Annotated in this window: 12 protein-coding genes; 3 read left to right on the plus strand and 9 right to left on the minus strand. The window is 73.8% G+C overall.

The window, feature by feature from the left end; genetic code table 11:
• Nucleotides 1–109: 109 nt before the first annotated feature.
• The 6 genes from ABT299_RS26440 to ABT299_RS26465 all read right to left on the minus strand — a co-directional run bounded on the left by ABT299_RS26440 (nt 110) and on the right by ABT299_RS26465 (nt 5,310).
• On the minus strand, nt 110–739 hold the full coding sequence (locus ABT299_RS26440) for an HhH-GDP family DNA glycosylase (RefSeq protein ID WP_190858041.1): 630 nt from the start codon (nt 737–739) through the stop codon (nt 110–112).
• Nucleotides 740–812: 73 nt separating this feature from the next.
• Nucleotides 813–1,571 carry a ribonuclease HII gene (rnhB, locus tag ABT299_RS26445; RefSeq protein WP_500252398.1) on the minus strand — a complete coding sequence of 253 codons (759 nt, stop codon included), beginning with the start codon at nt 1,569–1,571 and terminating at the stop codon, nt 813–815.
• A gap of 50 nt (nt 1,572–1,621) precedes the next feature.
• Nucleotides 1,622–2,227, minus strand: a complete 606-nt coding sequence (locus tag ABT299_RS26450) for a response regulator (protein WP_190858039.1) — start codon at nt 2,225–2,227, stop codon at nt 1,622–1,624.
• Between the two features lie 94 nt (nt 2,228–2,321).
• The gene (locus ABT299_RS26455) at nt 2,322–3,581 is read right to left on the minus strand and encodes a sensor histidine kinase (RefSeq protein ID WP_500252359.1); all 1,260 of its coding nucleotides are present in this window, start codon (nt 3,579–3,581) and stop codon (nt 2,322–2,324) included.
• 47 nt (nt 3,582–3,628) lie between these two features.
• Nucleotides 3,629–4,357: an ABC transporter permease gene (locus tag ABT299_RS26460; RefSeq protein ID WP_500252360.1), complete on the minus strand. Its 729-nt coding sequence runs from the start codon at nt 4,355–4,357 to the stop codon at nt 3,629–3,631.
• A complete protein-coding gene (locus ABT299_RS26465) occupies nt 4,354–5,310 on the minus strand; it encodes an ABC transporter ATP-binding protein (protein ID WP_500252361.1) in 957 nt (318 codons plus the stop codon). Before ABT299_RS26465 ends, ABT299_RS26460 begins: the two co-directional genes overlap by 4 nt.
• Nucleotides 5,311–5,495: 185 nt before the next feature.
• Between ABT299_RS26465 and ABT299_RS26470 the strand changes: the two genes are divergently transcribed.
• From ABT299_RS26470 to ABT299_RS26480, 3 genes are all read left to right on the plus strand, one after another.
• Nucleotides 5,496–8,090: an AAA family ATPase gene (locus ABT299_RS26470; protein WP_500252362.1), complete on the plus strand. Its 2,595-nt coding sequence runs from the start codon at nt 5,496–5,498 to the stop codon at nt 8,088–8,090.
• 47 nt (nt 8,091–8,137) lie between these two features.
• Nucleotides 8,138–9,223, plus strand: coding sequence for a winged helix DNA-binding domain-containing protein (locus tag ABT299_RS26475; RefSeq protein ID WP_500252363.1), 1,086 nt, complete (start codon nt 8,138–8,140; stop codon nt 9,221–9,223).
• Nucleotides 9,224–9,306: 83 nt separating this feature from the next.
• Complete coding sequence (locus ABT299_RS26480; protein WP_433247422.1) at nt 9,307–10,002, plus strand: histidine phosphatase family protein; 696 nt, start codon at nt 9,307–9,309, stop codon at nt 10,000–10,002.
• A 47-nt stretch (nt 10,003–10,049) separates the two neighbouring features.
• Here the strand turns inward: ABT299_RS26480 and ABT299_RS26485 are convergent, their stop codons facing one another.
• From ABT299_RS26485 to ABT299_RS26495, 3 genes are read right to left on the minus strand one after another with little or no spacing between them, the layout of a single operon-like run.
• A complete protein-coding gene (locus ABT299_RS26485) occupies nt 10,050–10,898 on the minus strand; it encodes a 5-oxoprolinase subunit C family protein (protein ID WP_500252364.1) in 849 nt (282 codons plus the stop codon).
• Entirely contained in the window at nt 10,895–11,509 is a 615-nt protein-coding gene (gene pxpB, locus ABT299_RS26490; RefSeq protein WP_190858023.1) for a 5-oxoprolinase subunit PxpB, read from the minus strand. The genes ABT299_RS26485 and pxpB overlap by 4 nt, the downstream gene beginning before the upstream one ends.
• Nucleotides 11,506–12,258: a LamB/YcsF family protein gene (locus ABT299_RS26495; RefSeq protein ID WP_500252365.1), complete on the minus strand. Its 753-nt coding sequence runs from the start codon at nt 12,256–12,258 to the stop codon at nt 11,506–11,508. The genes pxpB and ABT299_RS26495 overlap by 4 nt, the downstream gene beginning before the upstream one ends.
• Nucleotides 12,259–12,278: the final 20 nt, after the last annotated feature.

Consider the following 12,278-nt stretch of genomic DNA (forward strand, 5'->3'; position numbering starts at 1 on the left):
TCCGACGAGCCTCCCGCGAGACCATAGGCGCGTGGGCCGGGCGCCGCCAGCGCGCGGCCGGGGGGCTGGGCCGCATAACGCCGCGCCGCCGGCGCGCCGGGCGCGCGTATCAGGCCTTGACGGCGTCGGCAAGCTTCTTGTCGCGGGCCACGCGTACCAGTGCGGCGCTCAGCCGCGCCAGGTCCTTCTCCGGGACCTTGGAGGCGAGCTTGCCGGCGTCGGTGGGCAGCCCCACCCGCTCCGCGCCCTTCTTGACCTGCGAGTCGACGTAGGGGCGCAGCCACGGCCACATCGCCTGGGCCTCCCGGCAGAAGATGTCGACGCCCGTCGGCCCGATGCCGGGGAACTCCTGGAGCAGCTCGGCGGCCTTGTGCGGATCGCGTCCCGCCTCTATGGCGAGCTTGCGCAGGTCCCCCTTGTACTTGTCCTGGACTATCTCCGCCATGTCCCCGAGCCGCGTCGCGGTGCTCTCGTCATAGCGGACGTAGTGGCCGCGCCCCAGCGCGTCCACGCGTTCCTGCCAGGTCAGCTTCGCCATGCCGCGCGGCGTCCCGCCGCCCGCCTCGAACAGCTCCCGCGCGGCCGCGAGCGCGATGTCCGACGAGATGCGGGCGCTCAGCAGGTTCGCCATGACGAGCAGCTTGAACAGCGCCGCGGGCTGGTCCTTCAGCGGGATCCCGGCCTCCTCCGCGAACGTCTCGCCGGACTCGCGCAGCAGCTTCTTGATGACGGCGTCCATGGCTTGCACCTCCCGTAGACCGACGCGTACCCGGGCTGAGGGGGATGACTCATGCGCCCGCGCGGAGGCGCCCTCACAGGAGGCTGAGCTGCCCCTCCCCGGCGAGCGGGTCGCGGTGCTTCTTCAGGTGCCGCCATCGCGGCAGGTCGTCGAGGTAGGACCAGGAGAGCCGGTGGTGCGGGGTGGGCCCGGACTCCTCCAGTGCCCGCTGGTGGACGGGAGACGGGTATCCGGCGCTGTCGGCGAACCCGTAGCCGGGATGCTCGTGCTCCAGATCCGCCATCAGGCCGTCCCGGTGGACCTTCGCCAGGACGGACGCCGCCGCGACCGTCACCGACCGCTGGTCCGCCTTGATCTCGCAGCGCACCCGCCAGGGGCGGCGCAGGAAGTCGTGCTTGCCGTCCAGGATCACCACGTCCGGCGGGTGCGGCAGCGCCTCCAGCGCGCGCACGGCGGCGCGCCTCAGCGCCTCGGTCATGCCGACCTCGTCGATCTCCTCCGGCGCGGACGCGCCGATGGCGTGCCCGGCGAGCCATCCCGGAAGCACCTCGGCGAACGACGCGCGATGCGCGGCCGTGAGCAGCTTGGAGTCGGTCAGCGCGACGGTCCGGTCACCGCGCCCGCGCAGCACCGGCGGCGCGCTGAGGTCGGTCATCGCGGCGCACACCACGACGGGGCCCGCCCAGGCGCCGCGGCCGACCTCGTCCACGCCCGCGATCCTGACCGGGCGGTCGCCTCCGGCGAGCGCGTCCCGCAGCTCCCGCTCGATCTCGTAGCCAGCCGCGCGCGTGGCGTCCCTATGCGCAGGGGTAGCGGGATCGAGACCGGGCAGCGCGTCGGCCGGGCCGGTGGAAGGGGCGTCCTCAGGGACGTGTTCGGTGGTCACAGCCAGCCATTGTGGCGGGCCGTCCCCACCGCCTCGATGCGATTGCGCGCACCCGTCTTGCCGATCGCCGAGGACAGGTAGTTGCGGACGGTGCTCTCCGACAGGTGCAGCCGCCCGGCGATGTCGGCGATGGTCGCGCCGTCGGACGCGGCGGTCAGCACGTCCCGCTCCCGCTCGGTCAGCGGGTTCGGTCCCACCGACAGCGCGGCGGTCGCCAGCGCGGGGTCGACGACCTGCTCGCCGGCCAGGACGCGCCGGAGCGCGGCGACGAGGTCCTCGATCGGGCCGTCCTTCACCAGGAAGCCGCTCGCGCCCGCCTCCATCGCCCGCCGCAGGTAGCCGGGACGGCCGAACGTGGTGACGATGAGGACCTTGCAGCCCGGCAGTTCGCGGCGCAGGTCGGCCGCCACGTCGAGGCCGCTGCGGCCCGGCATCTCGATGTCGAGCACCGCCACGTCCGGGCGCGTCCGCAGGGCCTCTTCGAGCACCCGCGCGCCGTCGCCGACCTGCGCGACGACCTCCAGGTCCTCTTCGAGGCCCAGCAGCAGCGCGAGCGCGCCGCGCATCATGCCCTGGTCCTCGGCGAGCAGAACTTTGATCACGGGCTTCCTCCAGGCCCCATTCTCCACCGGCGTCGCGGCGCGCCGTCCGGCCGCCGCGCCGCCCTGGTCCGCTGGTCCGCGCCGGCGGCACCCGTCAGATCGGCACGGTGGCCGTCAGCAGGAACCCGCCGCCGGGCGCGGGCCCCGTGCGGAGGGTGCCGCCGGCGGCCTCCATCCGTTCCGCCAGCCCCCGCAGGCCGTGCCCGCCGGAGCCCAGCGAGAGCCCCTGGGGCTCCGCGCGGGACCGGTCGCCGTCACCGCCGTCCCGGCCGGTGGCCGCGTGCGCGGCGCCGACCGCTCCGGCGGCGGCGTTCCGGCCCGGGCCGGTCCCGTCGTCGCTGATCTCCACGGTCGCGCTGCCGCCGTCGTTGCGGATCGCGATGGCGCAGCTCCGGGCGCCGCTATGCCGGATCACGTTCGTGACGCCCTCCCGCACCGCCCAGCCGAGCAGCGCGTCCGGTTCCGGCGGCAGCGGCGGCCCGGCCCGGCGGACGGCCGCGTCCACGCACGCGTCCGCCAGCGCGGTGACCGCCGCGTCGAGCTCCTCGGCAAGGCCGCGCCCGCGGTAGCCGGAGACCGCCTGGCGCACCTCGCCGAGGGCCTGCCGCCCGACCTTCTCGATGTCGGCGGCCTGCTCGGCGGCCACCGCGGGATCGCGCTCGGCGACCAGCCGGACGGCCTGCGCCTTCACCACCATGACCGACAGCGTGTGGCCGAGCAGGTCGTGCAGGTCACGGGAGAAGCGGAGCCGTTCCTGCTCGACGGCCGCCTTCGCCAGCTCCTCGCGCGCCGCACGGAGCATGCCGATGACGGTGAACAGGCGCAGCACGACCGCCGTCACCAGCGCTGCGGTGACCACGCCGTACCAACTGCCCAGGACGGTCTGCGCGTCCTCCCCGGCGGCCGTGGAGACGAGGATGCACAGCGCAGAGACGCCTCCGATGCCGACGAGCATCGGCAGTTCCGGGCCCTTCGTCTGGCGCGGCATGTGCCCCACGACGATGCCGGTGGCCAGCCCCAGCAGCGGCCACAGCGTGAACCACCGGTGCTGGAACCCGGCTGTGGCGGCGGACGCCACGCCCGCCTCCACGAGCAGCAGCCCCACCGGCACCTTGATCGGCACCCGCCCGTCGAACGCGGTGCGGGCCACGGCGATGTGCACGGCCGCGAACGCGAGCAGCGCGAGGACGGCCAGCCACACGGGGTGCGACCGGCCCTCGACGATGTCGCGCAGCGGCCACAGCAGGATGATCAGCCAGAAGACGAACGCGCCGCCCTCGGGGCCGTTGCGGTCCAGTTTGTCCAGGTCCAGGTCGGGCGTCCGCCGGGGCGGGGCGTCCTTCCAGAGCCTCACCCGGTGCTCTCCTCGCTCACGCGCAAACGGTACGCGGATGGGGACGCTCACGCCGAACGCGCCGAGCGCCGGTAGCCGTACACGGCGACCGCAGCGAACAGGACCGCCCATCCGGCGAGGACTAGTACCCCTGTAAGGGACGGAGCGTCGCCGTCGGTAACGCGCCAGGAGAGCTCCCCATAGCGGTTGATGGGGGTGGCGGTGGCGAGGCGTTCCAGCCAGCCGGGGAACTTCGAGATGGGGACCCACAGGCCGCCGAGCAGGGACAGGCCCATGTAGTAGACGAGCCCCGCCATCTGCGCCTGCTGGCCCGTGAGCAGATAGCCAAGCCCGATGGCGAGCACGGCGATCGGCGCGATGCCCGCCCACAGCAGCACCAGAACGGCGGCCCACTGCCCGGCGCCGAGCGACACCCCGTTCACCAGGGCTCCTGCAAGGCACACCGACAGGATCGGCGGGAGGGTGACGACCATCGCGCACAGCGCCCGCCCGACGACGACGTCCAGTGGCCGTAGCGGTAGGAGGCGGAGCTGCCGTATCCAGCCGATCGGCTTGTCCTCGGCTATGGCGACGCCACTGCCCATGACCGCGCCGATGGCGCCGAAGCCGGCCATGCCCACCATCGAGTACACCGCGCCGCCCTGCCCGGAGTCACCGGTCAGGTCCAGCGAGGTGAACACCAGGTACATGGTCAGCGGCGAGACCAGGCTCATCACCAGGTAGCCGGGGTCGCGCAGGAGACGCACCATCTCCAGCCGGACGTAGTGCACGATCATCGTGCGCCTCCCTCCGCGTGCGCGCCGCGGGCATGGGTCAGGGTGAGGAACGCCTCCTCCAGCCGGGCGCCCGTCACCTCCAGGTTCCGGACGAGGCCCGCCTCGGCGAGCGCCAGGACGGTCGCGTCGGAGTCGGTGGTGTGGAGCCTGGCCCGGCCGCCGCCGACCTCGCAGCTGACGACGCCCGGCAGGACGTCCAGGGACGGCGCGCGGCCTATCAGGTCGAAGCTGACCGTGCGGCCCGGCACGCGCCGCTTGATGCCGTCGCTCGTGCCGTCGGCGACGACCCGTCCGCGGTCCATGACGACGATGCGGTCCGCATGGTCGTCGGCCTCCTCCAGGTAGTGCGTGGAGAACAGCACCGTGCCGCCCCTTTCCGCGTATCCGCGGACGGCCGCCCACAGTTCCCGCCGTGCCTCGATGTCGAGACCCGTGGTGGGCTCGTCCAGCACGACGAGGTCGGGCGCGCCCGCCATGGCGATCGCGAACCTGACCCGCTGCGCCTGCCCGCCCGACAACCGGTCGGCCTTCCGCCCGGCGAGTTCCGTGATCCGCGCCGTCTCCATCAACTCGCCCAGGGCGGGCACGGTGGAGGCGCGCCCGATCGCTTTGGCCTTTCTCGCATAGGCGAGCCTGACGAAACCGAGCAGTTCCCGTACGGTGACCCCGCCGATCAACCTGCCGCTCTGCGGCATCGCCCCGACACGACCGGCTCGCACCGCCTGCTCAGGGGGCGTGCCCAGGAGCGTGATCATGCCGGAGTCCGGTTGCAGCAGGCCGAGGAGCATGCCGATCGCGGTCGACTTGCCGGCGCCGTTCGGCCCGAGGAGCGCCACCGACGTCCCGCGGTCGAGCCGCAGGTCGAGGCCGTCCACCGCCCGCACGGCGCCGTAGCTCTTGGTGACGCCGGCGAACTCCACCGCGCTCGCCGCCTCCGTCGTCTGGACTGTCATGTCCGTGACGCTACGGACCGCGCCATGGCAGGCTGAAGAGCCGAACCTCTGGTTCTTCGCAGGACAAATGTCCTGGTCTCGCGGCGGTGCGAACAGGACTCCCGACCGGGCGGCCTCCACCGGAGTCAATGAACGCGGCGCGGGGAGTCCCGTTCGGGCCTGTCCTGCGCTTTACTCGCTTATTGATGGCTTTGTTTGGCAGGTCCCGCTCCCGCCCGGCGAAGGACGCCGCGGCGCGGGATCTCTTCGAGCGCCTGCGCTGGCGCTACTTCCAGATCCCGGCGGGGCTGCGGTTCCTCGGCGGGGTCCTGCTGGTCGCGCTCGTGCTGGCGGCGGTGGTCGTCGCGGGCGGGCCGGTCCTCGGCACGGCGGCGTTCGCGGTCATCCTGCTCATCGTCGTCCACCTGACGCTCCGCTCGCCCACCGGGATGGCGGTGGTCGCGGTCGTCGCGTCATGGCTGGCGCTGTCGGTGCCGCTGGGCCGGCTGTACCCGGACGGCGGGCACCCGCCCTACCTGGGCCCGGAACTGCTGCTCGCGCTGCTGGCCCTGCCGGTGGCGTTCATGGCCTTCCGCCTGCGCGGGTACGCGCCCTGGCGGACGGCGCTGCTCGCGCTCGGCGCGGCGGGGGTGGCGACCGCGGCGATCGCGCATCCGCTTCCGCAGGCGAGCGTGCTGCCGGGATGGGCCGCGGCCTTCGCGGTGCTCGCCTACCGCTGGGACCAGGCGCGGCGCGCGGTTCCGGCCGAGGCGTACGAGACCGGCTGGGTGCAGGAGCAGGCCGCCCCGAAGGGGGACGCGACGGTGGCATCTCGGCGGAACCCCTCCGGCCCGGAGAAGCGCGACCGGCCCGACCGGCGGGATACCGGCGGGTCCGCGCGGCCCTCATCCGGCGCCTCGCGCGACGACGCGTCCGGCCCGTCCTCCGGGGCCCCGGCGGCCGCGCAGGCGGCCCAGCGGCCGCGTGCGGCGGCTCAGGCGGCCGAAGCCGCCGGTGCCGTGGACGCAGCGGCGACCGGCGACGCCGGCGGGACGGACGAACCGGGCATCTCCGTCGCGGAGGCCCTCGCCGAGCTCGAGGCCATGATCGGGCTGGAGCCGGTCAAGCGGCAGGTGCGCTCCATCGCCGCGTCCATCGAGGCCGCGCACATGCGCGCCGCCGCCGGCGTCCCCACGGAGAAGCCCATGCGGCACTTCGTGTTCGTGGGACCGCCCGGCACCGGCAAGACCACCGTCGCGCGCGTCCTCGCGAAGATCTTCTACGCGTTCGGGCTGCTGCCCCGGCAGACGGTGGTGGAGGCCCACCGAGCCGACCTCGTCGGGGAGTTCCTGGGCGCCACCGCCATCAAGACCAACCGGCTCGTCGACTCCGCACTGGGCGGGCTTCTCTTCATCGACGAGGCGTACGCCCTCGTCAACTCCGCCGAAGGACAGCCCGACCGGTTCGGCGACGAGGCCGTGCAGGCGCTCCTCAAGCGCGCCGAGGACGACCGCGACAACCTGGTGATCATCCTCGCCGGATACGACGCGCAGATGGAGGAGTTCCTCGGCTCCAACCCAGGCCTCGCGTCCCGCTTCGGCACCCGCGTGCACTTCCCCTCGTACCGGCCCGCCGAGCTCCTCCAGATCGCCGAGTACCACACGGGCCTCCGCGAGGACCGCCTCTCGCCCGGCGCCCGCGACCGGCTGTCCGACCGCTTCGAGGAGGTCGAGCGCCGCGGCATCGTCGACGAACTGGGCAACGGAAGGTTCGTCCGCACGCTCACCGAGGCGGCGGCGCGCGCGCGTGACGTACGGGTCGTCGACGCCGTCGCGTCGTCCGGCGAACCGGCCGCGCCGAGCGCGGACGACCTCGTCACCCTGCTCGAAGAGGACGTCGAGACGGCATTCGCGGAGGTGACCGAGCGGTACCGCGGCTACGCCGAGACGCCGACGCTGGACGAGGCGCTCGGCTCGCTGGACGCGATGATCGGGCTCGAACCGGTGAAGCGGCAGGTCCGGGAGATCGCCGCGCAGCTCCAGGTGGCGCGGATGCGCCGCGAGCAGGGGCTCGTCGCGCGGCCCCCGACGCGGCACTTCGTGTTCACCGGCCCGCCGGGGACGGGCAAGACGACGGTCGCGCGGGTCCTCGGCCGGATCTTCGCGGCGTTCGGGCTGCTCGCGCGGCCGGAGGTGGTCGAGGCGCAGCGCGCCGACCTCGTGGGCGAGCACCTCGGCGCGACGGCCCTGAAGACGAACAAGGTCGTCGACTCGGCGCTCGGCGGCGTGCTGTTCGTCGACGAGGCATACGCGCTGACCAACCCGGGCTACTCGGGCGGCGACGCGTTCGGCGCCGAGGCGGTGCAGGTCCTGCTGAAGCGCGCCGAGGACGACCGGGACCGCCTCGTGGTCGTCCTCGCCGGATACGAGGCCGACATGAACCGCTTCCTGGCGTCCAACCCGGGGCTCGCGTCCCGCTTCGACGTCCGCGTGGACTTCCCCTCCTACGGGCCCGACGAACTGCTGCGCATAGCCCAGCTCATAGCCGAGCAGGGCGGCGACCAGTGGGAGGAGCGCGCCCTCGACGACCTCGCGCTGGTCTTCCAGCACGTCTGCGGGACGGGCCGCATCGACGAGCTCGGCAACGGCCGCTTCGCGCGGTCCCTGTACGAGAAGGCGTGCGCGTGCCGGGCGCTGCGGGCGGCCGGGCTCGGATCCGCCGCGACCGCCGCCGACCTGACCCTGCTGACGGCCGACGACGTGCGCGACGCCTTCGCCGAGCTCAGCCACCGCCTGGCCTGAGCCCAGCGCCGGGCGATTCTGTCGGCGGCCCGGTGTCTAATCGGGTGATGACCTCGGTTACGTGGGCGCAGGTGCTGGCCTGGCGGATGCGGCGGCAGTACATCGAACCGCCCGGCGACGTCTCGGCCGTCGACATCGCGCGGCGCCTGGCGGGCGTGCAGGCGCAGGTCGCCTCCGCCGCCGAGCTCGCCGTGGCGGTCCGTCAGGAGACGCCCAGGCCCGGTGAGGTGGCGAGCGCGGTCCTGGACGACAGGACGCTCGTGAAGACGTGGGCCATGCGCGGCACGCTGCACCTGCTTCCGGCGGACGAGGTCGCCGCCTACCTCGTGCTGTGCGCCGCCGTCCGCAACTGGGAGAAGGCGACCTGGCAGCGGACCTTCGGCGCGACCCCCGCCGATCTGGAGGCGATCGCCGGAGCCGCCGCCGAAGCGCTCGCGGGCGGGGGCGCTCTCACGCGCGAGGAGCTGACCACCGCCGTGATGGAGGAGACCGGCTCGCGGCACCTCGCGGAGGTGCTGGGCTCCGGGTGGGGCACGCTCCTCAAGCCGCTGGCCTGGTGGGGCGTCCTCTGCTACGGGCCGCCGCAGGGAACACGGGTCACGTTCACGGCACCGGAGCATTGGCTGCCCGCCTGGAAGGGGCTGCCGCCCGTGGAAGAGGCCGCCCGTACGGTCATCCACGCCTACCTCGGTGCGCACGGTCCCGCCACGCCCGAGATGTTCGACAACTGGCTCATGCGCAAGGGCAACCGGAAGAAGGACGTGAAGGGCTGGTTCGACGCCGCCGCGGACGGGCTGTCCACGGTCGAGGTCGAGGGCGTGCCCATGCTCGTGCTGGAGGAGCACCTCGATGAACTCGTGGACACCGTACCGGCCACGTCGGTACGGCTCCTGGGGTCGTTCGATCAGTACGTCCTGGGAGCGGGAACCAACGCCCTCTATCTGATCCCGGTCGAGCGGCGCTCCGAGGTGAGCCGTACGGGCGGCTGGATCTCCCCGGTCGTCCTGCACGAGGGACGCGTCGCCGGGGTGTGGGAGGCGAAGGACGGGAACCCGGCCGTGACGGCGTTCGAAGACATCCCGGCCGAGCCTCTCCAGGCCGAGCGGGAACGCCTGGGGCGGCTCCTGGCCTGACCGTCGGCGGCGCGCCGGGCCGCGCGGCATCCTTCGCACCCCGGCGTGACGCGCCCACGGACCGCCCGCATAAGGTGCCTTCCGTGGACGAGCGGGACCAGCCGGTCGAATACCGGCAGAAGCGTTACCAGCCGCCGGAAGGCGCGACCGAACTGCTGCTGATCCGGCACGGGGCCTCCGCACCGGCCCGCCCCGACGCGCCGTTCCCGCTGGTGGACGGCCAGGGCGATCCCGAACTGGCGCCCGAGGGCCGCGAGCAGGCCGACCGGGTCGCGGAGCGGCTCGCGTCGACCCGGCTGGACGCCCTCTACGTGACCCCGCTCCGCAGGACCGCGCAGACCGCCGCCCCGCTGGCGCGCAAGCTCGGCATCGAGCCGCGCGTCGAACCCGCCCTGCGCGAGGTGCATCTCGGCGAGTGGGAGGGCGGCCTGTTCCGCAAGATGGTCGCCGAGAACGACCCGGTCGCCCAGCGCATGGTCGCGGAGGAGCGCTGGGACGTCATCCCCGGCGCGGAGTCCGACGAGGCGTTCGCCGCCCGCGTCCGGGAGGGCCTCGGCCGGGTCGCCGCCGCCCACCCCGGCGGGCGCGTGGCGGTGTTCACCCACGGCGGCGTGATCGGGCAGGCGCTCGCGGCCGCCACCGGGTCCCGGCCGTTCGCGTTCCTCACCCCCGACAACGGGTCGATCTCGGTGCTGGTGTGGAAGGACGGCCTGTCGTCGATCCGCGGGTTCAACGACGTCTCGCATCTGGACGGGTCCGCGCCCGCGCCGCTGTCCTGACCGGGCCGCCGTCCTGACCGGTGCGGCCGTCCTGACCGGGGGCGGCGTCAGGTCCGGAACCGGACGCGCTGCCCTGGACGCAGTTGCGCCGCGTCCGGCACCGACGCCGCGGCGAGCACCGCGACGACCGGGTAGCCGCCGGTCGTCGGATGGTCGGCCAGGAAGACGATGGGCAGGCCGCTGGGCGGCACCTGGACCGAGCCGGTGACCATGCCCTCGCTGCCCAGTTCCCCACGCCGCGACCGCGCCAGCGGGGGCCCGTCGAGCCTGATGCCCACCCGGTTGCTGTCCGGTGACACCTGGTAAGGCGCCGACGTGAGCGTCGCCATCGCGTCCTCGGTGAACCAGTCGGCGCGTGGGCCGGGCAGAATGCGCAGGGCCGGCGTCTCCAGCATGCCTGGGACCGGCGCCACGTCCACGGTGATGGCGCCCAGATCCGCCGCAGACCCCACCGGAAGGCGGGCGCCGGGCGACAGCGGTGCGGGCCCGAGACCCGACAGCAGGTCGGTCGACATACTCCCGAGCACAGGGTCGACCGTTATGCCGCCGCGCACGGCGAGGTAACTGCGCAGACCGTGCGCGGGCGTGCCCAGGTCCAGCACGCCTCCCCGCCGCACATGGCACGGCGCGTTCGTCCCGTGCGCGCGCCCGTCGATGCACATCGGCGAGGGAGCACCCGTGACGGCCACCCAGGCGTCCTCGTGGAAGCGCACGGAGCCGCCGCCGAAGGTGAACTCCACGCACGCCGCGCCTTCGGAGTTGCCGACGAGCCGGTTGGCGAGGCGCAGGGCGCGCTCGTCGGCCGCGCCCGAACGCGGCACGCCGAGGTGGGCGAAGCCGGGCCTGCCGAGATCCTGGACGGTCGCCAGCGGGCCGGGCCGGACGACCTCGATCAAGAAGGCTCCTCCGGGACGAACCGGACGCGCGTCCCCGGCCGCAGCAGGGACGGCGGTTCGCGCGTCACGTCCCACAACGGCAGCCGGCTCCTGCCGAGGAGCCGCCAGCCGCCCGGCGACCGGGACGGGTAGACGGCCGCGTACCGTCCCGCGATCGCCACCGACCCCGCCGGGACCGCCGTGCGCGGCGACTCGCGGCGCGCCACGTGCAGCGCCGGGTCCAGGCCCGTCAGGTAGCCGAAGCCGGGCGAGAAGCCCAGGTAGGCGACCGTGTACGCACCGGACGCGTGCCTGCGGACGACCTCCTCCCGCGACAGCCCGGTGAGGGCCGCCACCTCGTCGAGGTCCTCCCCGTCGTAGACCACGGGGATCTCGACCGGTTCGGCGTCGCCCTCCGCGTCGTCGGGCAGCGCCAGGTCCGGCAGCCGGGCCGCGAGACGGTCGAGGTCGGCGGACGGGTCGGCCACCACCAGGACGGTCTGCTCGCCCGGGACGACGTCCACCACGCCGGGCCATGACGCCTCGCGCAGCGCCGCGTTCAGCCGATGGGCCGTCGCCAGGTCACCGGTCTCCACGAGGAGGGCCGCATCACCGGCCCTTAGGACTCTCACGCGAACGGCTCCAGCGCGACGCCCGCGCCGGACAGCGCGGACCGGACCGACTCTGCGAGCGCCACCGCGCCGGGTGTGTCACCGTGCACGCAGATGGAACGCGCCTGAAGGGGGACCTCGGTGCCGTCCACCGCGACGACCGTTCCCTCCACCGCCATCCGCACCGCCCTCTGCACGACGGCGTCCGCATCGTGCACGACCGCGCCGGGCTCACGGCGCGACACGAGCCCGCCCGATGGCGTGTAGGCGCGATCGGCGAAGCATTCGGCCACCACCGTCAGCCCTTCGGCGACCTCGTGCACGGCCGACCCGGGGAGCGTCAGCAGAGGCAATGTCGCGTCGTAGGCGCGCACCGCGTCCGCCACCGCAGCGGCCTGCACGGCGTCGCGGGCGATGCGGTTGTACAGCGCGCCATGGGGCTTCACATAGCTCACGCGGCCGCCCTCCGCGCGCGCGATGCCGTCCAGAGCGGCGATCTGGTAGAGCACCTCGGCGGTGAGCTCCGGCGGCGCCACGTCCATCTCGCGGCGGCCGAACCCCGCCAGGTCCCGGTAGGAGACCTGGGCTCCGATCGTCACGCCGCGCTCCACCGACGCGGCGCACACCCGCCGCATGATGAGCGGATCGCCGGCATGGAACCCGCACGCCACGTTCGCGCTCGTGATGACGTCGAGCAACGCCAGGTCGTCGCCCAGCTCCCAGATGCCGAACCCCTCGCCGAGGTCGGCGTTGATGTCGATGACCGCCATGCCCAAGACCTACCACCGAT

Source organism: Spirillospora sp. NPDC000708, assembly GCF_040299565.1.
Lineage (GTDB): Bacteria > Actinomycetota > Actinomycetes > Streptosporangiales > Streptosporangiaceae > Spirillospora.